This is a genomic window from Paractinoplanes lichenicola (assembly GCF_016785085.1).
In the GTDB taxonomy this organism is placed as follows: domain Bacteria; phylum Actinomycetota; class Actinomycetes; order Mycobacteriales; family Micromonosporaceae; genus Actinoplanes; species Actinoplanes lichenicola.
This window is the reverse complement of record NZ_JAENHO010000010.1, coordinates 352,090-374,981: the sequence shown is the minus strand read 5'-3', so window position 1 is coordinate 374,981 and position 22,892 is coordinate 352,090. Positions and strand designations below refer to the sequence as shown.

The window sequence follows — 22,892 nt, the reverse complement described above, 5'->3', positions numbered from 1 at the left end:
CCGCCGCGGCAAGATCAGGCGGGCTGTACGGCTTCCAGCGCGGCCACGGCGGCACCGCGGGCGCCCGCCATGTCGAGGTCGGCGACCAGGGCGAACGTGGCCGCGGCGGACTGTTCGGCGCGCAGCTGGGTGTTTTCGCGGACCGTGTTGAGGAACCACTGGCGGAACTTGGGCGCGGCCTCGACGACCCCGCCGCCCAGCAGGTACGCGTCGGGGTCGGTGAAGTTGGCGGCGATGGTGAACAGCTTGCCGATCGCCTTCGCCTGCTGCTCGAAGACCGCCAGGGCCAGCGGGTCCTCCTTCTCCGCGTACGAGCGAAGTTGCTTGGCCGCCTGCGGCAGGGGCAGGGCCGCCAGCGGGTGATCGGGGAAGCGGGTCAGCCAGTAGGGCAGCAGGTTCTTCTTGATGCCGGTGAGCGAGGCGATGCTCTCGACGTCGCCGGTGAAGCCGCAGTTGCACTCGGGGACGGGCTGGCCCACCTCGAGCACGCCGTGCAGCGGGATCTGCACGTGACCGAGCTCGCCCGCCATGCCCGCGGCGCCGCTGACCACCCGGCCGTCGACGACCACGCCGCCGCCCAGGCCGGTGCCGACGATCGCGGCGGCCGACGACTTGGTCATCGCCTCGGCGCCGAAGAGCCGGTGGTGCGCGTACAGGGCGGCGGCGTTGGCGTCGTTCAGATAGAAGACGGGCAGGCCGATCCTCGCCTCGAGCGCGCTGCGGATGTCGAAGCCGTGCCATGAGGTCATGCTGAAGTTCGTCGCGCCCTTCGACGAGATGACGCCCTTGGCGCTGGCCGGGCCGGGGGTGTCGAGCCCGACCGCCCGCACGAGGGTCAGCGGCGTGCTGGTCAGGTCGAGGATGTTGTGGAAGGCCGCGGCGAGCTGCTCGATCGCCGACTCGGGGCCGTCGGTCACCAGGCTCGGATTCTCGACCAGGTTGTCGACGAGATATCGACCGGTCGCGTCCAGCACGGTGGCGTTGTTGCAGGTGCCGCCGTTGTCGAGCCCGACGACGACCCAGGAGGCGGGGGTGCGTACCGATTCAGCCTGATCCACAGGCTTGAGCGTACGTCCGACTTCGTCCCCGCGGTACGGGTGCGGGCGGATTGCGGCTGCGTTAGTCATGGTTGCAGGAGCACATACGGACGCCGTACGGGCCGAAGGGTCGGGCATGACGACCCGACGCACGCTCCTCGCCGCCGGTGCCGCCACTGTCGCCGCCATGGCTGTCGCGGCTCCGGCCGAGGCTGCCACCGCCCCGATCGCCGCAACCTCCCTGGTCAGCGACGACCCGATCGCGCACCTCGTCCGCCGGGCCACCTTCGGCCCCACCCCGGAGCTGCTGGCCGAGGCCCGTACGCTCGGCGCCGCCGCCTGGCTGGACCGCCAGCTCGACCCCGCGAAGATCAGCGACCCGGTCTGCGACGAGCTGATGAGCCGCCTGCCGCTGGCCGGTGCGAGCATTCCCACCGTACGGGCCAAGGTCGCCAAGAACTCGTACGACGGTTTCAAGCAGCTGGGCCGGGCCGCCGTCGCCCGCGCCGCGTGGAGCAACCGGCAGCTGTTCGAGATGACCGTCGCGTTCTTCGCCAACCACCTGCACGTGGCCGCGCCGTCGAGCCAGACGTGGGACAGCCGTTCCGACTACGACGCCCAGGTCATCCGCAAGCACGCGTTCGGGCGGTTCGCCGACATGCTCAAGGCCTCGATGAAGCACCCGGCGATGCTCAGCTACCTCGACAACCGCTCGTCGACCAAGTCGCGCCCCAACGAGAACTACGCGCGCGAACTGATGGAGCTGCACACCGTCGGCCTGGTCTACTCCGAGGCCGACGTCTACGCCGGTGCGCGCCTGCTCACCGGTCTCACCGTCAACAAGACCAACGGCACTTTCCTGTACGACCCCAAGCTGCACATGACGGGCGAGGTGTCGATCCTCGGCTTCAAGCACGCCAACGCCACCGCCGCAGTGGGGGAGTCGGCCGCCATGGCGTTCGCCGACCACCTGGCCATGCACCCGGCGACCGCGCAGCGCCTGGCGACCAAGCTGTGCCAGCGCTTCGTGGCCGACGTCGCGCCCGCCTCGCTGGTCACCAAGCTCGCGAAGGTCTACCTCGACAACCAGACCGCGATCAAGCCGGTGCTCAAGGCCCTGTTCACGTCGCCCGAGTTCGCCGCCGCGATCGGGCAGAAGACCCGTACGCCGATGGAGGACCTGACCGCCACGATCCGGACGCTCGGGCTGGGACCGGAGAAGTCGGGCCTGCAGCTGCTCGACGCGCTCTACAACGGCCTGGTCTACGCGGGCAACGCGCCGTTCCGGTGGTCCCCGCCGAACGGCTACCCCGACGTGGCCGCGGCCTGGGCGTCGCCGTCCGGTTTCCTGATGCGCTGCAACAACCACCTCAACCTGGCCGCGGGCTGGTATCCGAGCTGGTTCACGCGCCCCGCCGACATGTTGAAGTCCCTGGTTCCGACCCTGCCGGGCAGCTACGGCGCGCTCGTCGACGCTTTGGCCGTACGGCTGATCGGCGCGAAGTTGCCGGCCCAGCACACGGCCGCCGTGCTCAGCGTCGCGGGCAAGCTGCCGACCAGTCCTCTGACCGCATCCGACAAGACGCTCGCCGGCCACGCGCCGTACCTGATCGCGCTGGTCCTCGACGCGCCCTCGTTCCAGGTGAGGTGAGCACGATTTTTGACTGCGGAGAGGCGACGTTGTCGCGCCGGGGCCTGCTCGGCGCGGCCACCCTGGCCGGGCTGGCCGGGGCCGGGGTGTCGACCCAGCTCGCGTACGCGGATCCGGGCTACACCGGCGACACGCTGGTCGTGCTGTCGTTGCACGGCGGCTTCGACGGCCTGTCGGCGCTGGCCCCGATCGGCGACCCCGACTACTACAAGGCGCGCCCCAACATCGGCGTGCCCAAGGCGCAGGTCATCGCCGGGGACGGCACGTTCGGCCTGCACCCGGCCCTGGCCCCGCTGCTGCCGCTGTGGAAGAGCGGGCAGCTCGCCGGCGTGCACGCGGTCGGCCAGCCCAACCCGACCCGCTCGCATTTCGCGGCCATGGAGGCGATGGAGAACGCGGCCCCCGGCACCTCGATCCGCAGCGGCTGGCTCGAGCGCATGCTCGGCGCGTCCGGGGCGACGGGCGCCCTGGCCGGGGTGTCGGTCGGCCACGCCATGCCCGACCGGCTGTTCGCCGGCCCCACGCCGTCGGTCTCGATGGCCTCGGTCGACAAGTTCACGCTGGCCGGCGACTCGGCCAAGCGTCCCGTGGCGGCCGCGCTGCGGGCTATGTACGCCGACGCCCCCCAGCTGCTGGCCGGACCGGCGCTCGCGGCCGACGGTGCACTGATCGCAACCGCCGCCGTACGGGGGACGGCCTACACGCCCGGTGCGACCTACCCGGCCACCGAGCTCGGCACCGCGCTGCGCGACGTGGCCCGCCTGATCAAGGCCAACGTCGGCCTGGCCACGGCCGCGGTCGACTGCGGCGACTGGGACATGCACGAGGGCCTCGGCACGACGGCCAAGGGCCAGCGCATGCACGACAACCTGACCGACCTGGCCCTGGCGCTGGCGGCGTTCGCGGCCGACCTCGGCCCCGAGGGCATGAAGTCGGTGACGCTGCTGACGATCAGCGAGTTCGGCCGGCGGGTGCAGGAGAACGGCTCCCGCGGCGCCGACCACGGCCACGGCAACGCGATGCTGCTGCTCGGCGGCGGGGTCAAAGGCGGCCAGGTGTACGCCAAGTGGCCCGGCCTGGCCCCCGCCGCGCTGGTAGCGGGCGACCTCGCGGCGACCACCGACTACCGGTCCGTGATCGGCGAGATCCTGCAGAAGCGCTGCGGTTTCGGATCGTTGTCGCAGGTCTTCCCGTCGATCACGCCATCGACGTTCGGCCTCGTGTCGGCCCGCTGACACCCATCGTTGAGCGAACGTTAACCCGGCCGCGGGGTACTTGACATCAGTACGCTCCCGCTTCTGCCTTTATGGTGGCCCTGATGGAACCAGCAACCGGGCATGTCGTCCTCGACAGCGCCATTGACGAGGGCTTCGCCTCACTGCGGATGCGGGCCCGCCCCCGCGCCGCGCGCTACGAGATGGGCCGGTCGCTGCGCGAACGCGCGCACCGCTCCGAGATGGCGAACTGGTCGGCCCCGCACGACCGCGTCGACCCGGTCACCCAGATCATGCACGCCAACCTGGGCCGCCAGGCCTGGCTCGTGCCCGTGCGCGTCGGCCGGATGATCCAATCCCCGTACGCTTTCCTGCGCGGCTCGGCCAACGTCATGGCCGACGACTTCGCCACGCTGCCCGCCACCGGCATCACCCCGGTCATCTGCGGCGACGCCCACCTGGGCAACTTCGGCTTCTACGCCTCACCCGAACGCGAACTGGTCTTCGACCTCAACGACTTCGACGAGGCCCACCCCGGCGCCTGGGAATGGGACCTGCGACGGCTCGTGACCAGCGTCTACGTCGCCGGTCGGCAGAACGGCTTCAAGGAGAGCGCCTGCGGCGAGGCGGTGCAACACTGCGTCGAGGAATATCAGGACCAGATCGGGCACCTGGCCGAACTGCCGCTGCTGGCCCGCTCGTTCGACCAGATGGACGTGGACAGGCTGCGCTCGGCGGCCTCCCGGGCCAGCTTCCGCGCCGAGATCGACCGCGCCGCCCGCCGCGCCCGCCGCCGCACCAGCGACCGCGCGCTGCCAAGATTCACCGAACGCCGCGACGGCACCGCCCGCCTCGTCGAGGAGCCACCGCTGATCACGCGGCCCAGCGACCTGGAAGCCGACCAGCTGGCCGAGGCCCTGGACGGCTATCTGAACACGCTGCCGCCACACTGGGCCCGCATCCTGGCCGGCTATCGCATCGTCGACATCGCGCACAAGGTAGTCGGCGTGGGATCGGTGGGGTTGCGGGCGTATGTGGCGCTGTGCGAAGGCAGCAGCCCCTCCGATGTCGTGTTCCTGCAGCTCAAACAGGCCCGCCGCTCGGTGATCGCCCACCACCAGCACGGCGACGCGGCCTGGCACCGGCACCAGGGGCAGCGGGTCGTCGAATACCAGCAGGCCCTGCAGACGGTCTCGGACCCGCTGCTCGGCTGGGCCACAGTGGGGGACCAGCAGTTCTACGTGCGGCAGTTCCGCGACATGAAAGGCGCGATCGTCGTCGAGGACATCGACGCCGGGGCGCTGGCCGACTACGCGGGCATCTGCGGCTTCCTTCTGGCCAAGTCGCACGCACGAACCAGCGGGGCTTCGATGATCTCGGGCTACATCGGCAGCAGCGACAAGATGGCTGTCGCGTTGTGCCGCTTCGCTCGCACCTACGCCGACCAAGTGGAAAGTGATCACGCGGCTCTGGTCGCGGCAGTCCGGCAGGGCATCCTCCCGGCCGAACTCGCCTGACGGCCGGGCCGCCTGATCGCGCCTGCCGGCCGGGCCGTCTGATCGCGCCTGCCGGCCGGGCCGCCTGACCGCGCCCGTCGGCTGAGGCCGCTGCCTGCCGACGCCACCGGTCGCTCGACCGTCCCTCTCGTGCTAGCCGCCGCCGCTCGTGGCCGTGCCGCCAGCCGCCGGTCGTTGCCGCCAGCCGCTCGCGGCCGCCCGCCGGCCGTTGCTACCCGCGGCCGGCCTTCCACCGCGGGGGCTGATGTTTTGACCCCGACCGCCGGTGACCGTCACGTCGGCGACCACGCGCCGATCGGAATGGTCTGGCACCGCGCGCCGCGGCAGGCCCAGACCGCGGCGACGTCCTCGACGGCCACGGCCATCGGGCCACGGTGCCGGGGGCACCGTGGCCACTCGACGAACTCGTACCCGGCAAGGTGGGTCTGAACGCCCTCGGCGACCAGTGCGACGACACCCGCATCGCTCCCGCTCAGGTCGACCCCGAACCCGAACGCGAACTTCCGGCCGTCGCCGAGCCCGACCACCCACGCTGCCGGAGCGCCGCCGCTCAGGAGCGCGGATTTGCCCGCCCACCACGTGTCGCCGGACGCGGCGACGACTCCCGCCGCTGCCAGGTCGCTTCCGACCAGATCGCACGCGTGCGCCAGGGCGGGCGGGACGCTCTCGGGAGCGATCCCACCCACCGGCCAGCTCACCTGCTCCACGGACTCAGATCGTACTTACCGGTCGTAGTCGATCGAGAGCTCCGAGGTGTAGGCCCCCGCCGAATCGTCGCTCCGCTGAACCCGCGGACAATTCGGTGTGCAGCCCAGACCGCGGTCGCTGATCTCGTAGTTGAATTGGAATCGCACCGTCGCCGTTCCGCGCGGATTGATGCGGAACTGGCAGAGACCGGTCATGGCACGATCCTGATTCCACGGCTCATTGGCGATGGACGAGTGCCAGGTATAGTCGAACGGAACCAGATGCTGATCGAAATAACCGGTCGGCTGCAGATTCGCGTCATACCCGCGGGCGACGCAGGTCATGCTCGACGCGGCCACCGCCCGCAGCGCCGGGCTCAGGTTGAATCCCCAGGCCAGCGTGTGCCCCGGATTGAAGATCGAGACATTAGCGCTGAACGTGCCGTTCTCGTCGGTCCAATCGAAACTGGTGGACTCGAACGAGAAGTATTTCTCGAACCGCGCAGCAGCGGAAGCCGGCGCGGATGCGGTGAAAATCATGGTCAGCGCGGCCATAAGACCGAGGGTCGCACGCACGAAAGTCTTTTGCACAATCTCTCCCCGTGATCGATCGATGTCGATACCCTATCGATCGAACGGTTCCCCCGCAAGGCGATTAGCACCCGCCCTCAGCAAGTCGACGTGGTCTCGCGCGGGATGGCGGTTCCTGCCGTAGCGGCGCCGTCCGGAGCATCCTCGTGCTCGCCGGTGCGCTCTCGGCAAACCCGAACCGCCGGTGGAGCGCACGCCCCGGCGCGTCGGCGACCAAGTTCATGTACGCCGCGGCCCGATCAACTTTCACAACTCGTCAGAGACAACCCAGGCCTTGCCTACGACGACCGAACGAGCACCCTGGATCGAATACCACTGGTTGTTTCGACACTGTCCCGTCGATGCCGCTTTTCAAACTGGCTGGGTGGGGGCTCATCGTTTCGCGGAACTGCCCCACAGGGGTTGATCGTGAACAAGATTGATCCCGCGGAGCGGCCCGAAATTGGATCGATCTGAGCGCTACCACCGAATGACGAGTTGCAGCTAGCCGTAGGTCAAGTGATCGCCGCAAGTGGTCGCCGCGACCGGAGTCCTCGTGTGACCAGAGTAATCATTAAGCCCACCAAGCGAATGGCTCGCCGCTGAAGCGTGACCGATTAAACCCAGTGGGCGCGTGCGAGTAACCACGAGGAGCCGATGTGGGATCCCGATTTGCTCACCCGTGGTGACTTTCATGCGCCCACCGGATTGAAGTGGTCACCCCTGGGCGGTCCTCTCGCTCTGGGTGGGTTGATGAAGTTACTTTGGTTGCGGTAGGACTTTGGTAACGGTGACCACTCGCGGCCGGATGTTGGCTTGCGCTAGCTGCAACTCATCATTCGGTGGTTGCGGTTAGAACGGGGTGGATTCGGGCCGCTCCGCGGGATCAATTTTGTTCAGGGTCAAGGTCTGTGGGGCCGTTCCCTCGGATGATGAGTTCTCGTACAGGCAGTTTGAAAAGCGGCATCGACGAGACAGTGTCGAAACAACCAGCGGTATTTAATCCAGGGCGCTCGTTCGGCCGAAGTGGCGGCGAGTGGTTTGGGTGGCGTTGAGCGGTTCTCGGTGATGTCGAGCGGCTTTCATGGGCGCCGAGCGGCCGAGTGGCTTTCGAGGGGTCGAGCGGCTTTCGACGGCGTCGGGCGGCGTCGCGCGGCTTTCGGCGGCGTCGCGCGTTTTCCATGGCGTCGGGCGGGTTTTCGTGGCATCCGGCGGCGTTCGGCGACCTCAAGCGGCCAACCCCAAGCCGTCGCAAGTCGGGTTCGCCTGCCTGGTCGGCTCGGTCTCCCGGGCGGCCGTGGCCGGCCCGCGGCCTGGCCTGTAAAGAGTCGTTACATCTTATAGACACATGTAGATATTGACGATCTTCTTCAGTAGGTTCGGGGGTGCCGACCGCGGCCGGGGGGCCGTCGATGGGCTGAAGGGGGAATTTGATGCGAAGAAGCATCGCGACCGTCTCTGTGGCCGTTCTGGGCCTTGCGCTGATCACGCCGGGGGCCGCTCAAGCCGAACCGAAGCCGGCGCCCACCGAGCTGAGCCCGGCCGATCAGGCCTCGCTCGCCGCCGGGGTCGGTGTCGCGCCCAAGGCTCCGTACGGGGCGAAGCCCAAGGGGCCGAACCCGTTCCTGGCCGAGGTGGCCGACCCGGCGAAGGTCGACTATTCGGGCTGGGCCAACTACATGAAGACCCAGTCCAAGGCCAAGGCCGCGACCAGGACGAAGGCGAAGGCCGCGAAGGCCGCCGCCACCCCGGCCGTCGTTGTTGACGAGGATGAGCTGCCCGGCACCTCCGGCGGCAACGACATCCCGGTCAACGCGCAGCGGATCACCGGCTACGGCACGGGTTCGGGGCAGTTCTCGAAGATTCGTATTCTGGGCAGCCTGGACAATGAGGCCGTGGCGACGCCGACGGTCGCGCCGGCGCCCGAGGACGACGGGTCGATCACCCTGGCCGGGGACACCGGGATCGGCACCGGCACGCGGCGCGGCGCCGTGATCAGTTCGCAGATCGGGGACGGGCCGCACGGGCGGCAGACCGGTGACGGCAGCAACGACTTCGACTTCTTCAAAATCACCGCGCAGGCCGGCAAGGTGCTGACGATTCAGACCGCGACGCCGACCGGGCCGCTCGACACTGTCCTGCAGTTGTTCGCGCCGGACGGCACGCTGCTCGCCGTCAACGACGACTTCGGCGGGTTCGACAGCAAGATCACGTATCAGGTGACGACCGCGGGCGACTACTACGCGGCCGTCGCGGCGTACGGTGGCCTGCCCGCCGACCCGTTCGACTCGGGCAGCGGGGGTGGCATCGGCGACCCGACCCCGCCCACCGAGGGGCCGTATACGCTGACCACCACCGTGGGCGGCATCGACCAGGACTTCTTCGCCGTCAAGCTCAAGGCGGGCGACGTGCTCGGCGCCTCGGTGGCCGGCTCGGCGACATACCTGACCGTCTACGACACCGTGCCGCGTGAGGCGCACGGTTCGCGGCAGGACGCGTCCTACATCTACCCGACGGACTCGCCGCTGCCCGCGGGTGGCAACGCGGTCACCGACTACGTGGCGACCAAGGCCGGGTGGCACTACGTCGGCGTCGCCACGGGCTCCGGGGCGTACGACATCACGGTTGAGGCTTATCGCCCGGTGCTGCAGGGGGCCAAGCCCGTGCAGACGCTCTACCTGGACTTCGACGGCGCCCGGGTGAACACCGGCGTGTTCGGCGGCGCGGGCAACCGCGATCTGAGCCCGCTCGCGGCGTTCCTCACCAGCTGGGGCCTGACCCGCGCCGACGAGGACGCACTGATCGACGCCGTCGTGGCCGGGGTCACCGAGAACATCAAGCGGGACCTCGAGGAGAGCGGCCTCAACTCGAAGTTCAAGATCAAGATTGCGAACAGCAAGGACAACGCCGACCAGTGGGGCAAGGCGAACGTCAGCCGGGTCGTCGTGGGCGGCACGATCGACGAGTCGGGTGTCGACACGATCGGCATCGCCCAGAGCATCGACCCGGGCAACTTCGAGACCGAGGAGACCGCCCTGGTGCTCCTGGACGTGCTGAGCTCGCCGGCCGACTCGACGCCGGCCTCGCTCAACACGTACATCGGGCCGGAGAGCAACCGCCTGGCGTTCGTGGCCCAGGGCCTGAGCAACGTGATCGCGCACGAGGCCGGGCACTTCTTCGGCAACTTCCACACCGACAACCAGGACGAGCTGCCCAACCTGATGGACGCGGGCGGCACGGGCTTCGGCACGCTGTTCGGTGTCGGGCCGGACGGCATCGGCGGCACGGCGGATGACATCGACGTCGACTTCGGCGACAGCACATTCCTGCCGGCCGAGGGCTTCGTCGGCACCGAGGACACGCTGGGCCGCGTCGTGTTCGGCGTGACCAGCTAGAAACCGTACCCGCGAGGAGCGCGTTGCCGCGCGGGTGAGTTCGGTCGGCGGACGACCTCGGCGAAGCCGCGTCGTCCGCCGGCCGAACTCGGCCGCCTGTAGCGGCGCACGCGCGATCGAGCGCATAGGCTCAGCACGGCTCTTGAGGGTTAGTCCTTGAGAGCCGTTTCCACGTCGGGGAACAGGGCCAGGTAGTCAGTGAGGCCCAGCGTGTCGAAGAGGCGGCGCAGGAAGCCCGAGGGCGCGGCCAGGCGCACCCAGCCGTCGCGTTCGGTGGCGCGGCCGTGCGCGGTCACCAGGACCCCGACGCCCATCGAGTCGCAGAAATCCAGCCCGGAGACGTCGACGACGACCCGGGGGGACGGGCGGTCGACGAGCCGGGCCAGGTTCGCCTTGAGAACGGGCGCGGTGTCGATGTCGAGTGACCCGCGCAGCACCAGCACGGCCGTGTTCGGCGGGTGGTGCGCGACCGAGACCTGCATGGTGATGTCGCCTTCGTACTTCGGAGCCAAGGGGTGAGTCTCAGCCTAGGGGAGGGGAGCCCTGATGGCCGAATCGGCTACTGGGGAGTAAGTTCCTGCTGTGAGCATTAATGCTGGTGACGTCGTCGAAGATTTCGAACTGGAAGATCAGGACGGCGTGCCGCGCCGGCTGAGCGCGCTGCTCGCCGGGGGCCCGGTGGTGCTGTTCTTCTATCCGGCCGCGCTGAGCACCGGCTGCACCGCCGAGGCGTGCAACTTCCGCGATCTGGGGGCCGAGTTCACCGAGGCGGGCGCGCAGCGGGTCGGCATCAGCCGCGACAAGCCGGAGAAGCAGAAGCAGTTCTCCGACAAGCACTCCTTCGACTACCCGCTGCTCAGCGACCCGGACGGCGCCGTCGCGGCAAAGATGGGCGTCAAACGCAAGCTGCCCCTGGGCCCGCTCAGCACGAAGCGGATGACCTTCGTGATCGACACCGACCGGCGCGTGCTCGAGGTCATCCACTCCGAGACGAACATGAACGACCACGCCGCGAGGGCGCTGGAAGCCCTCGCGGCCAGGAAGTCCGCTTAGATACTGTTCCGCCAGGCCCGGCCCGAGCGCCCGATCAGGCGTTCGGCGTCGGCCGGCCCCCACGAGGCCGCCTCGTAGGTCGGGATCGGCGAGTGGTCCGACGCCCAGTGCTCGATGATCGGGTCGACCACGCGCCAGGACTGCTCGACCTCGTCGCTGCGGATGAACAGCGTCGGGTCGCCCAGCAGCGCGTCGAGCAGCAGCCGCTCGTACGCCTCGGGGGACTCCTCGGCGAACGTCTGCTCGTACGAGAAATCCATGGAAGCCGTGCGCACACGGAACGAGTGGCCCGGCACCTTGGCCCCGAACCGCAGCGAGATGCCCTCGTTGGGCTGGATGCGCAGGATCAGCGCGTCGGCCTCGAGCCCGGTCAGCTGGTCCTGCGGGATCGGCAGGTGCGGCGGCCGCTGGAACTGCAGGGCCACCTCGGTCACGCGGGCGGGCAACCTCTTCCCCGTACGCACGTAGAACGGCACCCCGGCCCAGCGCCAGTTGTCGACGTTGAGCCGCATGGCCGCGTACGTCTCCGTACGGGAGAGGGGGTCGACACCCACCTCCTCGCGGTAACCGGCCATCAGGTCCTCGCGGGTGCCACCGCGCGTGTACTGCCCGCGGACGGCCAGGTCGGCGATGTCGCGGTTGGTGGGCAGCCGGATCGCCTGGAGCAGCTTCACCTTCTCGTTGCGCAGGCCCTCGGCCTCGAACGACGCCGGCGGCTCCATGAGGGCGAGCGCGAGCACCTGGAGCACGTGGTTCTGCACGATGTCACGCATGGCGCCGGCGTGCTCGTAGAAGCCGCCGCGGGTGCCGACGCCCAGGGTCTCGGCCACGGTGATCTGCACGTGGTCGACCCAGGAGCGGTCCCAGATCGGCTGGAAGATCGAGTTGGCGAAGCGCAGCGCCAGCACGTTCTGCACCGTGTCTTTGCCCAGGTAGTGGTCGATGCGGAAGACCTGGGGCTCGTCGAACGAGCCGTGCACGACGGCGTCGAGCTCGCGGGCGCTCGGCAAATCCCGCCCGTACGGCTTCTCGATGACCAGCCGCGAGAAGGAGCCCTCGCGCGCGTGGTTGAGCCCGGCGCCGGCCAGCCCGTTGATCACCGGCTCGAAGGCCTCGGCCGGGGTGGAGAGGTAGAACAGGCGGTTGCCGGAGGTGCCGCGTTCGGCGTCGAGCCCGTCGAGGGTTTCGGCCAGCCGCTTGTAGGTGTCCGGGTCGTCGTAGCCGCCCGAAACGTACCGGATTCCGCCTTGAAGCTGTGGTTTGTCGAGCAGGCTGCGGTCACCAAGCGCGCTGTCCGCGAACTGCTCGTCGCCCATCGGCGTGCGGGCCACGCCGACCAGGGCGAACTGGCTGGGCAGGCGATTGTGCCGGGCGAGGCTCTCCACGGCCGGGAGCAGCTTGCGGCGGGTGAGGTCACCCGAGGCGCCGAAGATCACCAGCGTGGCGGGCGGCGCGCTGCGCTCCTGGATGAGCTGAGGGGCGTTGTCCATGGTTTTTACGTGTCCTCCGACCGTTGGGACCGTCCGGGAAAACTCTACGCAGCGTGGAGCCGGAAAGGTTCACATCCATCCCCCGATGCGACCCGGAATACAGCGACAAAAGTGGCAAACTGGGGTGTACCCATGCGTCAAGAGGGGGACTCAGTGAAGTACCGGCTAGTAACACGCAGCGACTTCGACGGTTTGGTCTGCGCGGTGCTGCTGCGCCACCTCGACATGATTGACGACATCAAGTTCGTACATCCCAAGGATGTGCAGGACGGGGAGGTCGAGGTAACCGAGAACGACATCCTCACCAACCTCCCGTACGCGCCCGGCGCGCACATGGTGTTCGACCACCACCACTCGGAGACGCTGCGCAACGAGGGCAACCTCAGCAATCACATCATCGACGCCGACGCGCCCTCGGCGGCTCGAGTGATCTACGAGTACTACGGCGGCCGCGAGCGCTTCCCCGACGTCTCCAACGGGCTCATGTACGCGGTCGATCAGGCCGACTCGGCTGACTACGCCCTCGGGGACATCCTCGAGCCCGAGGGCTGGACGCTGCTGAACTTCCTCATGGACAGCCGGACCGGGCTGGGCCGTTTCCGCGAGTTCAGGATCTCCAACTACGACCTGATGATGCAGCTCATCGACGCCTGCATCCAGCACAACGACGTACGCGAGATCCTGGCCCTGCCCGACGTGGCCGAGCGGGCCGACCTCTATCGGGCGCAGCACGACCTCTTCGTGGCGCAGCTCAAGCGGGTCAGTCACCTCGAGGGCGACGTCGTCGTGGTCGACCTGCGGGAGGAGGAGGTGATCCACGCGGGCAACCGGTTCATGGTGTACGCCCTGTTCCCCGAGTCGCGCGTGTCGGTGCACATCATCTGGGGCCGGCAGAAGCTCAACACCGTCTTCGCCTGCGGCAAGTCGATCCTCGACCGGACGTCGCCGGTGGACGTGGGCGAGGTCATGCTGCGCTACGGCGGGGGCGGGCACATCGCTGCGGGCACGTGCCAGGTGCCGCACGAGGACTCCGAGCGGGTCGAGCGCGAGATCGTCGAGGCGCTGAACTCCCCGCGTACGGTCTCGGTCTGAAGATACTCGGGGGGCGGAAGAAAACTCCCGCCCCCCGTTCGCGGATCGTGGATCATGCCCATTGACCCCACCCGCCGGTCGTGCGCCGCGCCCCACGCGCGTCAACACGACTTTCGTCCCGCGTCCACCAGCGCGGGAGCGTCTTTACGTCAGCCCTTGTAGGCCCACTTGCTGGTGCCGCTGCCGGCCGTGACCGGCTCCTTCTCCTCGTCGGCCGCGGGCTCCTCGTCGGGCGTGGAGTCCTCGGGCTCCTCCTCGGCGCGGTGCCGGCTCCGCCACATCACAAAGGCGCCGCCGAGCAGGGCCAGGCCGGCCACGACCCAGCCGCCGATCGACCAGATCGACGGGCCGCGGTCGGCCTCCTCGATCGCGGCCTTGAACAGCTCGGCCTCCTGGGCCGCCTGCTCACCGGCCGTCGTGCCGGACCCGCCGTTGACACTGTGCGCGTGGGCGGCCTTGGCGCCGGTCGGGTCCGGAGTCAGCTTCAGCGTGGGCGAGGTCAGCGCCGGGCCGGGCTTGCCGTCGGCCAGCGTCGAGGCCACGTCGAGCTGGATCGAGCTGAGCGTGGGCAGCGGCCCGACCGCGACATACAGTTCGGTGCTCTTGCCGGGCTGCAGGTCCTTGCCGGGCATCGCGAGCCAGGTGATCGAGGCGGCGACGTCGGTCGTCTTCGTGTCGCCGTGCACGGTGGGCAGGGCCGTCGAGATCTTGCGCATCGTGATCTTCGGCGCCCACTCCGGGACCGAGAGCGGATAGGCCTCGGCTAGCGGGGTGTCCTCGCGGAACTTCAGCGTGATCGTATGGATCGGTTTGGCGCCGTCGTTGGTGACGAGGAGGGTCAGGTTCTGTCCGCTTCCCTGGTACGCGGTCGTCGGCGACACCGTCACATCGGCCAGGGCCGGGGTGGCGATGAACGCGCCGATGGCGGCGGCGGCGACCGGGACGCCCGCGCGGCGGGCCAGCTGGGAGTACCTCACGAGGGGTAGTTCGGATCACAGCGCCCAAAGGTTCAACGCCCGCGAAAAAGTTTTGCCGGATGATGTCGGGATGCGCGACGTGGTGATCGACGGCGACATGATCAGACTCGGACAGTTTCTCAAGCTGGCCGACCTCATCGACACCGGCGGGGAGGGCAAGATCCTCATCGCCTCGGGCGACGTGTCGGTGAACGGCGAGGTGGACACCCGCCGGGGCCGCCAGCTGCACCCGGGCGACGTCGTCGAGGTCTTCGGCAACCAGGCCCGGGTGGTCTCCACATAGGACTTTCGGAGGAATCGGGGGTGCCCGAAAGCCTCAACGTAGCGTGACGAATGGTTGACATCCTGTCGATCTCAGGCATCTACTGATCCCGGTGTGTTACGGGCGTCACACCTTCGGGTAGGTGACGCCGAAACCGATCAAGCCTCGCCGGGGAGGCCGGATGTCACGCAGGCACACACGCGCCCTGCTCGCCGCCGCCGCTACGGTCGTGCTCACCCTCAGCGGGTGCGCCGGCTGGGGCGGCGGGCCAGGCGGCGGAGGGCCCGACAGCATCAACGTCCTGATGGTGAACAACCCGCAGATGATCGATCTGCAGCGGCTCACCGCGGACAACTTCACCAAGGAAACCGGCATCAACGTGAACTTCACGGTGCTGCCCGAGAACGACGTCCGTGACAAGATCAGCCAAGAGTTCTCGAGCCAGGCCGGGCAGTACGACGTGGCCTCGCTGAGCAACTTCGAGATCCCGATCTACGCGAAGTCGAAGTGGATCGCCCCGCTCGACGAGTACGTCCAGGCCGACACCGAGTTCGACCAGGACGACATCCTCAAGCCGATGACGCAGTCGCTGACCGCGGACGACGGCAAGCTGTACGGCGAGCCGTTCTACGGCGAGTCCTCGTTCCTGATGTATCGCAAGGACGTGCTCGAGTCGGCCGGCGTGCAGATGCCGCAGAAGCCGACCTGGCAGCAGGTGGCCGACATCGCCGCCCAGGTCGACAACAAGCAACCCGGCATGCGCGGCATCTGCCTGCGTGGTCAGCCCGGCTGGGGGCAGATCTTCGCGCCGCTCACCACCGTGGTCAACACCTTCGGCGGCACCTGGTTCGAGAAGGACTGGACGCCGAAGGTCGACGGACCCGAGTTCACCGAGGCGACCAAGTTCTACGTGGACCTCGTACGGGCTCATGGCGAGAACGGCGCCCCGCAGGCCGGCTTCACCGAGTGCCTGAACAACCTGATCCAGGGCAACGTGGCGATGTGGTACGACGCCACCAGCGCCGCCGGCTCCCTCGAGGCCGACGACTCGCCGGTCAAGGGCAAGATCGGGTACGCCCCGGCGCCGGTCGTCAAGACCGACAGCTCGGGCTGGCTGTACGCCTGGTCGTGGAGCATCCAGCAGGCCAGCGAGAAGAAGGACAACGCCTGGAAGTTCATCTCGTGGGCGTCCAGCAAGCGGTACGAGGAACTGGTCGGCCAGCAGGTGGGCTGGTCCAGCGTGCCCGCCGGCAAGCGCGCCTCGACGTACGAGAACCAGGACTACCTGGGCGTGGCGGCGTCGTTCGCCGAGCCCACCAAGGCCGCGATCGAGTCCGCCGACCCGCGCAACCCCGGGGTGCAGGAGCGTCCCGCGATCGGCATCCAGTTCATCGACATCCCCGAGTTCACCGACCTCGGCACCCAGGTGTCGCAGTACGTGAGCTCGGCGATCGCCGGTCAGATGAGCGTCGACGACGCGCTCGACCGGGGCCAGCGCCTCGCCGAGGACGTCGCCGAGCGCTACAAGTCCCGCGAGGAGGGGTCCGGATGACGTCCGTAGCCGAGAAGCCAGCGACCGGCACCGCGGAGGCCCCTCCACCTGGCGTCGCCCGCCGGGCCTCCGCGTGGGCCCGCCGCGCGCCGCTGCTGCCCGCGCTCGTGTTCATGATCATCGTGACCCAGCTGCCGTTCGTGGCCACCCTGGTCATCTCGTTCATGGACTGGAACGCGTACTACCCCGACGAGGTCGGCTTCGCCGGGTTCGACAACTTCGCCCGCGTCTTCACCGACGTCAACATGCGCGACGCGGTCTGGACCACGATCCTGCTCACCGCGGGCGTCGTGCTGATCAGCCTGCTGCTCGGCCTGGGCATCGCGCTGCTGCTCGACCGCAAGTTCCGAGGCCGAGGCGCCGTACGCACCATGATGATCGCGCCGTTCCTGGTGGTGCCCGTGGCCGCGGCGCTGATCTGGAAGCACGCGCTCTACAACCCCGAGTACGGCCTGTTCAACGGCGCGCTGACCTGGATCTGGGGCCTGTTCGGCTCGGACAACCCGCCGCAGCCGGACTGGATCAGCAACATGCCGCTGTGGGCGGTCATCTTCGCCCTGGTCTGGCAGTGGACCCCGTTCATGATGCTGATCCTGCTGGCCGGCCTGCAGGGACGCCCGCTCGACGTGATCGAGGCGGCCCGCATCGACGGCGCCAACAACTGGCAGATCTTCCGCAGCATGACGCTCCCGCATCTGCGGCAATACCTGGAGCTGGGCGCGCTGCTGGGCTCGATCTACATCGTGCAGAACTTCGACGCGGTCTTCACGATCACGTCCGGCGGCCTGGGCACGGCCAACCTGCCGTACACGATCTACCAGATCTTCTACCAGGCCCACGACTACGGCCGGGCGTCCGCCGCCGCGGTCATCGTCGTGATCGGCACCATCATCATCGCGACGTTCGCCCTGCGTACGGTCTCGTCGCTCTTCAAGGAGGAGGGTCGCCGATGACCACAGTCGCCGCTCCACTTAATAAAAAGAAAGAAGGCCGCGGCGGGGCCTGGCTCTCGCTGCTGGCGTGGGTGATCGGCATCCTGTTCGTGCTGCCGGTGCTGTGGATGGTGCTGACCTCGTTCCACTCCGAGGCCAACGCCGCCCAGAACCCGCCGGCGGTCTTCGCCCCGCTCACCCTCGAGGGCTACCGCGAGTTCTTCTCCGGCGGCGCGTCCCCGTGGCCGCCGCTGCTCAACTCGCTCACCGCCAGCGTCGTCTCGACGGCCGTGGTGCTGCTGCTGGCGATCCCCGCGGCGTACGCGCTCAGCATCAAGCCGGTCAAGAAGTGGAGCGACGTGCTCTTCTTCTTCCTGTCCACCAAGATGCTGCCCGTGGTGGCCGGCCTGCTGCCGCTGTATCTGTTCGCCCAGAACGCCGGCCTGCTCGACAACATCTGGCTGCTCATCATCTTCTACACGTCGATGAACCTGCCGATCGCGGTCTGGATGATGCGCTCGTTCCTCTCCGAAGTGCCGGTCGAAATGCTCGAAGCGGCCGCCGTCGACGGCGCCGGCCTGACCAAGACGCTGCGCTCGGTCATCGCCCCCGTCGTCATGCCCGGCATCGCCGCCACCGCGCTGATCTGCTTCATCTTCAGCTGGAACGAACTGCTGTTCGCCCGCGTCCTGACAGCCACCGTGGCCGAGACCGCGCCGGTCTTCCTGACGTCCTTCGTCACCAGCCAGGGCCTCTTCCTGGCCCAATTGTGCGCGGCCGCCTTCGTGGTCTCGCTGCCGGTGCTCGTGGCCGGCTTCGCCGCCCAGGACAAACTCGTGCAGGGCTTGTCGCTGGGCTCGGTCAAGTAAGCATCCACTCCGCCCCCGTGTAAGGGTGGCCGGCCCGCATTTGCCGGCGGACCGGCCACCGCTCTGTCTACGGCTGCACTCCGGCGGCGGCCAGCCCGGCCACGATGCGGGGGATGCGGATACCCTCGTTCTTCTTGGTCGGGGCCAGGCCCAAGACCTCCTGGGGACGCCCGCCCGCGTGGTGGACGGCGATCAGCGCGCCCGCGGCGTCGAACACCGGAGAGCCGGACGAACCGGTCACTGTGTCCGTCAAATAATGCACAACCCGATCATCGACGTACGAGATCTGGTTGCGCACATAGCCGAGGCGCTTACGCAGGCCACCCGGGTGCTGAACGATGTACGCCGGTGTACGCGGCTCAGGCTCGGCCGCGGTCGACAAAGCGATGACCGGCCAGCTCTCGTGCAGAGGGTCGGTCGCGCGGATCACGGCCCAGTCGTCCGGCTCGTCGCTGACAATGGTGGCGACGTCGCAGCCGATCCTGGTGGCCGTGCGGGGCGAGCCGTCGGGGTCGTCCTCGAAGCCGAACTCGGCCCAGGCGGCGGTGGCCCGGATACCGGTCTTCTCGTCATGCAGGACGTGCCAGTTCGTCAGCAGCAGCTCGAGGCCGATCCGGAAGGCGGTGCCCTCCTGCTGCTCGCCGCCGATGCTCACGGTCAGCTTGCAGACGGCGGGGGCGAGCTCGACCAGACGGTTCAGGGTCGTGACGAGGGCGGGCACCCGACCGATCTGCATGGTGAGGTCGTCGCGGTAGAGGCGGGCCTCGTTCTCCATGATCTGGTCGTCGTCATGCAAGAAACGAGGAGCCCCGTACGATCCCCGCGGCTCACCCTCGGTACGAACCGGACGGTCGTCCAGCAGGTCGTGCAGAAACCCGGCGTACGGGCTGGTCTTGGGCAACTGGTCGAGGGCGGTCGCAACCAGCTCACGGGTCAGCCCGGTGCGGCCGGTGTAGTCGAGAACCTCCCACCAGACCCGCGCGATCGCCTGCTCGACGTTGACCTGCGTGGTATCAACCCCGGCCGCCGCGGCCACGGTGCTGAGCTGCGCCCGGCTGGGAAAGAGCTGGGTCAGCGTGGTGTGCAGTTGCTGCGCCCACTTCTCAGCCCACGGATAGGGAAACGTCTCCAGCACGTACTGACTCCCGTCACAGTTGGTCGTTGAGGGGCAGGCCGGCCGTCAGACGGAAAAGCATCGTCAGCGGGTCGGGGCCGAGAATGTAGAGAAGCACCGAGCGCAGGTTGGGCCGGTCGACGTCGCCGACTCGGAAGACACCGGTTTGCGGGTCGTACACGTTCGCGTGACGCGACCGGAACAGCAGGCCCCGGGCCAGTTCCGCCCGGCCGGCCTCCCTTGCGCGCAGGGTGGGCCCGATGCGCGACAGCAGACTGTCGAGGATCTCGTCGACGCCCTCGTATGTATGCGAGCCGTGGTGGAAGACCAGCGGCTGCGAGCGAAGCGCGGCGACGGTGGCCCCGATCGAAGCGCTCAAAGCGTCGAACTCGTGGTTTTGTCTGACCGCCTCGCGCATGGCACCGCTTGCCGACTCATCGCGGGTGGCCAAGGCCCAGCGTCGGCTGCCCAGCACGGCGAGATCAAGGCCCTTAGCCGCAATTCGTGGACTGATCGGCGTTCGAGGCCGCAGTTTCGGCAGACCCCCGAGGTCGGAGGCGCTCCAGGGGCCGCTGGGGTCGGACCAGCGCTGGGCCCGCCACACGGCCGCTTGCCCCGCCTCAAGGTCGCGTTGGCGAGCTGTGAAGCTCCAGATTCTGAGCGGAAACTCCACCACGAGAGAGGTCGGGCCAATCAACTCGGACAATTCTCTCAAGACCGCGTGTTGCGGCAGCAAGTAATCGCGGGTCGCCTCCCCGAATTCCCGCTTCTGCTGGGAATCCAGCTCGGAGAGCAGCTGGCTCTCGGTCCGCAGGTCGACCGTCAAGCGCATCCGGGCGGCCCAGACCAGGAGCGGCAGGGCCGTCTCATCAGGGAGCTCGCCCCACAGCTCTGCCGTTTCGAGGCCGGCCAGGAGCCGGTCCGCATCGGCCCGAAGCCCCCACATCGCGGCGAGCCAAGCCTGCAGCACGGCCCGATCCCGGGCCACGTAAACATCGTCGGCTCGTGCGTTGTCGAGCAGATCCCAGGCCGCGGTGACCTGACCATGCTCGGCCATCATCCAGGCGTCGTAGAAGATCAGCGCGCTGTCCCGGGTTCGCTCGGCCCGGTCCCGCAGGATCTCCGGCACGACATCGACGAGACCCCGGGAGAGCGCGGCGATGATGCGATCTACCGCCCGGGCCTCCCAGGAAGCGAGACTCTCCGGAAGGACGACCCGGTTGACGAGCCAGGTGCCGGCCGAAGCCGGAATCTCCTCCTCGGCGTGCCGCAGCAGGGGAGCCACGTCGTCGTTCCAAGCGGCGGCGGCGCCGGCCCGATCATCCAGGCGGAGGCGGTGGTAGACCAGCTCGGCCCGGTTGGCGGTCACGGCCAGGTCCTGCCGGGCGTACCAGGCGGCGGCCCGCTCGTCGACGGCCCGCACCCGGCCGGCGTCGTCGAGCTCCAGCAGCGACAGCGTGGCGACCCGCACTTCGGGACGCAGCGTCAACTCGCCCGGCGGGCCCTCGACGGCCACCGACAATTGCTCGGCGTGCTCGGTGACCAAGGCCAGCTCGTACGCGAGCCGCTCGAACACCTCGGCCGCGCTCAGCCCTTCGGGCAGCCGGTCGTGCAGCACCCCGTCGAGGATTTCGACCGTCAACCGGCGCAGCACCAGAGCGTCCCAGGCGATCGACGTGAGCGCCGGATCCATCACCCGCTCCAGGATCCGGGTGTAGAGCAGCCCCTCGACCAGCGCCTTGGGCAACGTCTCGGGCAGATCGGCCGCCGTCCCGCCACTGTCGACGTAGCGAACGGCCAGCCGCAGCGCCAACGGGATGCCGTGTGCGAGGTCGAGCACCCGCTCGAGCACGCCCGGCTCGGTGACGCCGTGTTCCCGCAGCCAAGCCTCCGAATCGGCTCGGGCCAGCCCTTCGAGCGGCAGCACCTCGGCCTCGACGCCGCGCAGGGACAGCCCCGGAACACCGGCCCGCCCGCTCACCACGACCCGTACGGAAGGGGCCTGTTCGAGGACGGCTTCGAGCAAGGGCCAGATCTCGCCGTGCTCGCGGACGTGCTGCGCGACCTCGAAACCATCCAGCACGAGCAGCGGGGCGGCCCGCGCGGCCAGGATGGATCCGAGCGCCCGGGCCCGTTCCGGCCAGGGCTGATCCATGGGCGGCACGAATCCGTCGATCTGGACTGCCATCTGATCGGTCAGCAGCGACAACACCGAGTCCGCGTCGTCGGGGGCCAAGTCGGCCCGGTCGAAGTCGAGCCAGCACAGCAGGGTCTGCTCGGGCAACCGCGCGGCGAACCGGGCCACGAGGGCGGACTTGCCAATCCCGCCGATCCCAGTCACCACCATCGGACCGGCCTCAGCCCGGTTGTACCAGGACTTGAGCCAGCTCAACTCCTCGTCGCGGCCTCGGAACCCGGGGCCGGCCACCACTGTGAGGCGGCTGCGCAGGCGACGGCGTTCGAGCTGCCGGTTCACCTCGGCCGGGGTCGGCAACTCGGGTTCCACCGAGGCGAACCAGCGCACTGCCTGCAACCAGTAGGGGAGCGCCTCCTCGGCCACCGCATCGAGGTCGTACGGTGGCCCGTTCAGAATCTGGTCGATCACGGCCTGCCGCGAATTGGTGATCGGATCGGTGCCGCGTGCCGCCAGGAGCGACTGCCTCGAACCCGCCGCGTTGATGAGCCGCTCCCGCTCGGCCGATCGCAGTGTCCACGCCGATGCGGTGTTGTCGGCGACGAGCGGCGCCAGTTGTTCGAGCTCGGCTGGTGTGAGGGTGACGGGATTAACGGTCCAACGCACAGCCGCGAACGTGAGATCACGATCGAACCCCCGCGCGACGCCTCCGATCCGGCGGGTCATCGCGGGCAGGTCGATCAGACGGTGATGCAGCTGGATCTCCTGCCACATCGGCGTCAGGCGCAGCGTCTCCAGCATCGCGGCAACCGTCGGACCTGCCCGATGACGGTTCAGGGTCCGCTGCGTGGTCATGCTCAGTACCGCTCCGGCGCTGGTGAGAACCGGCCCCCCGCTCGACCCGGGGCCGGTCGGCGCACTGTGCTGCAGCAGCGGTGGTTCGACGTTGGTCAGCCGGCCGAAAGTGACCTGTTGCCGGGGCGTCCCGAGGGGGTGGTGCAGGACAAGGATCAGGGTGCCTTCGGGAGGCATCTTCTGGGCCAACGGTAGTGAATCCGTACCGGGAAGGGAAACGCGCAGGCGGAGCAGAGCGACATCGGCGTCGTCCGGCCGCTCGGGCACGAAGACGACGTCGGCCGGGGCGGCGTGGTTGTCCGAATGTTCGCAGACGATTTCGCCGCCGATGCCCGTGACCACCTGGGCGGGCACGACGGCCAGCGTCTGCGTGATCAACCATCCGCTGGCCAGGCTGTCGCCGACACGGATGCGCAGGACCCCGCGCGATGCCCGTTCCAGGATCTGCGTCAACCGGACAACGTCGAAGCTGTCCTTATCTTCTTGAACGGC

General features: G+C 68.7%; 18 protein-coding genes. 10 read left to right on the top strand and 8 right to left on the bottom strand.

What is annotated here, in order from left to right; genetic code table 11:
• Nucleotides 1-14: 14 nt before the first annotated feature.
• Nucleotides 15-1,058, bottom strand: coding sequence for an ROK family protein (locus tag JKJ07_RS33555; RefSeq protein WP_202995917.1), 1,044 nt, complete (start codon nt 1,056-1,058; stop codon nt 15-17).
• 115 nt (nt 1,059-1,173) lie between these two features.
• On the opposite strand from JKJ07_RS33555, the gene JKJ07_RS33550 reads away from it, so the two are divergent.
• From JKJ07_RS33550 to JKJ07_RS33540, 3 genes are all read left to right on the top strand, one after another.
• Entirely contained in the window at nt 1,174-2,688 is a 1,515-nt protein-coding gene (locus tag JKJ07_RS33550) for a DUF1800 domain-containing protein (RefSeq protein WP_202995916.1), read from the top strand.
• A complete protein-coding gene (locus tag JKJ07_RS33545; RefSeq protein ID WP_307834536.1) occupies nt 2,685-3,923 on the top strand; it encodes a DUF1501 domain-containing protein in 1,239 nt (412 codons plus the stop codon). The genes JKJ07_RS33550 and JKJ07_RS33545 overlap by 4 nt, the downstream gene beginning before the upstream one ends.
• Nucleotides 3,924-4,006: 83 nt before the next feature.
• Entirely contained in the window at nt 4,007-5,419 is a 1,413-nt protein-coding gene (locus tag JKJ07_RS33540) for a DUF2252 domain-containing protein (protein ID WP_202995915.1), read from the top strand.
• 272 nt (nt 5,420-5,691) lie between these two features.
• Here JKJ07_RS33540 and JKJ07_RS33535 read toward each other — a convergent pair whose 3' ends face one another.
• Nucleotides 5,692-6,126, bottom strand: coding sequence for a hypothetical protein (locus JKJ07_RS33535; RefSeq protein WP_202995914.1), 435 nt, complete (start codon nt 6,124-6,126; stop codon nt 5,692-5,694).
• A gap of 15 nt (nt 6,127-6,141) precedes the next feature.
• Nucleotides 6,142-6,660: a hypothetical protein gene (locus JKJ07_RS33530; RefSeq protein WP_202995913.1), complete on the bottom strand. Its 519-nt coding sequence runs from the start codon at nt 6,658-6,660 to the stop codon at nt 6,142-6,144.
• Between the two features lie 1,448 nt (nt 6,661-8,108).
• Between JKJ07_RS33530 and JKJ07_RS33525 the strand changes: the two genes are divergently transcribed.
• The gene (locus tag JKJ07_RS33525; RefSeq protein WP_202995912.1) at nt 8,109-10,070 is read left to right on the top strand and encodes a PPC domain-containing protein; all 1,962 of its coding nucleotides are present in this window, start codon (nt 8,109-8,111) and stop codon (nt 10,068-10,070) included.
• A 149-nt stretch (nt 10,071-10,219) separates the two neighbouring features.
• On the opposite strand, the gene JKJ07_RS33520 is transcribed toward JKJ07_RS33525, so the two are convergent.
• Complete coding sequence (locus JKJ07_RS33520; RefSeq protein WP_438871452.1) at nt 10,220-10,582, bottom strand: STAS domain-containing protein; 363 nt, start codon at nt 10,580-10,582, stop codon at nt 10,220-10,222.
• 70 nt (nt 10,583-10,652) lie between these two features.
• Between JKJ07_RS33520 and JKJ07_RS33515 the strand changes: the two genes are divergently transcribed.
• Complete coding sequence (locus JKJ07_RS33515; protein ID WP_307834535.1) at nt 10,653-11,123, top strand: peroxiredoxin; 471 nt, start codon at nt 10,653-10,655, stop codon at nt 11,121-11,123.
• Here JKJ07_RS33515 and zwf read toward each other — a convergent pair.
• A complete protein-coding gene (gene zwf / locus JKJ07_RS33510) occupies nt 11,120-12,613 on the bottom strand; it encodes a glucose-6-phosphate dehydrogenase (RefSeq protein ID WP_202995911.1) in 1,494 nt (497 codons plus the stop codon). The two genes, JKJ07_RS33515 and zwf, sit on opposite strands and share 4 nt — an antisense overlap.
• 153 nt (nt 12,614-12,766) lie before the next feature.
• On the opposite strand from zwf, the gene JKJ07_RS33505 reads away from it, so the two are divergent.
• A complete protein-coding gene (locus JKJ07_RS33505; protein ID WP_202995910.1) occupies nt 12,767-13,705 on the top strand; it encodes a DHH family phosphoesterase in 939 nt (312 codons plus the stop codon).
• A gap of 149 nt (nt 13,706-13,854) precedes the next feature.
• On the opposite strand, the gene JKJ07_RS33500 is transcribed toward JKJ07_RS33505, so the two are convergent.
• Nucleotides 13,855-14,682: a DUF1775 domain-containing protein gene (locus tag JKJ07_RS33500; protein ID WP_202995909.1), complete on the bottom strand. Its 828-nt coding sequence runs from the start codon at nt 14,680-14,682 to the stop codon at nt 13,855-13,857.
• A 70-nt stretch (nt 14,683-14,752) separates the two neighbouring features.
• Between JKJ07_RS33500 and JKJ07_RS33495 the strand changes: the two genes are divergently transcribed.
• The 4 genes from JKJ07_RS33495 to JKJ07_RS33480 all read left to right on the top strand — a co-directional run bounded on the left by JKJ07_RS33495 (nt 14,753) and on the right by JKJ07_RS33480 (nt 18,297).
• Nucleotides 14,753-14,965, top strand: coding sequence for an RNA-binding S4 domain-containing protein (locus tag JKJ07_RS33495; RefSeq protein WP_236030292.1), 213 nt, complete (start codon nt 14,753-14,755; stop codon nt 14,963-14,965).
• Between the two features lie 160 nt (nt 14,966-15,125).
• The gene (locus JKJ07_RS33490; protein ID WP_202995908.1) at nt 15,126-16,496 is read left to right on the top strand and encodes an ABC transporter substrate-binding protein; all 1,371 of its coding nucleotides are present in this window, start codon (nt 15,126-15,128) and stop codon (nt 16,494-16,496) included.
• Nucleotides 16,493-17,449: a carbohydrate ABC transporter permease gene (locus JKJ07_RS33485; protein WP_202995907.1), complete on the top strand. Its 957-nt coding sequence runs from the start codon at nt 16,493-16,495 to the stop codon at nt 17,447-17,449. The genes JKJ07_RS33490 and JKJ07_RS33485 overlap by 4 nt, the downstream gene beginning before the upstream one ends.
• A complete protein-coding gene (locus JKJ07_RS33480) occupies nt 17,446-18,297 on the top strand; it encodes a carbohydrate ABC transporter permease (RefSeq protein WP_202995906.1) in 852 nt (283 codons plus the stop codon). The genes JKJ07_RS33485 and JKJ07_RS33480 overlap by 4 nt, the downstream gene beginning before the upstream one ends.
• Before the next feature lie 67 nt (nt 18,298-18,364).
• On the opposite strand, the gene JKJ07_RS33475 is transcribed toward JKJ07_RS33480, so the two are convergent.
• Both JKJ07_RS33475 and JKJ07_RS33470 read right to left on the bottom strand, forming a co-directional pair.
• The gene (locus JKJ07_RS33475) at nt 18,365-19,432 is read right to left on the bottom strand and encodes a trypsin-like peptidase domain-containing protein (RefSeq protein WP_202995905.1); all 1,068 of its coding nucleotides are present in this window, start codon (nt 19,430-19,432) and stop codon (nt 18,365-18,367) included.
• Nucleotides 19,433-19,445: 13 nt separating this feature from the next.
• Complete coding sequence (locus JKJ07_RS33470) at nt 19,446-22,853, bottom strand: S1 family peptidase (protein WP_202995904.1); 3,408 nt, start codon at nt 22,851-22,853, stop codon at nt 19,446-19,448.
• Nucleotides 22,854-22,892 lie beyond the last annotated feature (39 nt).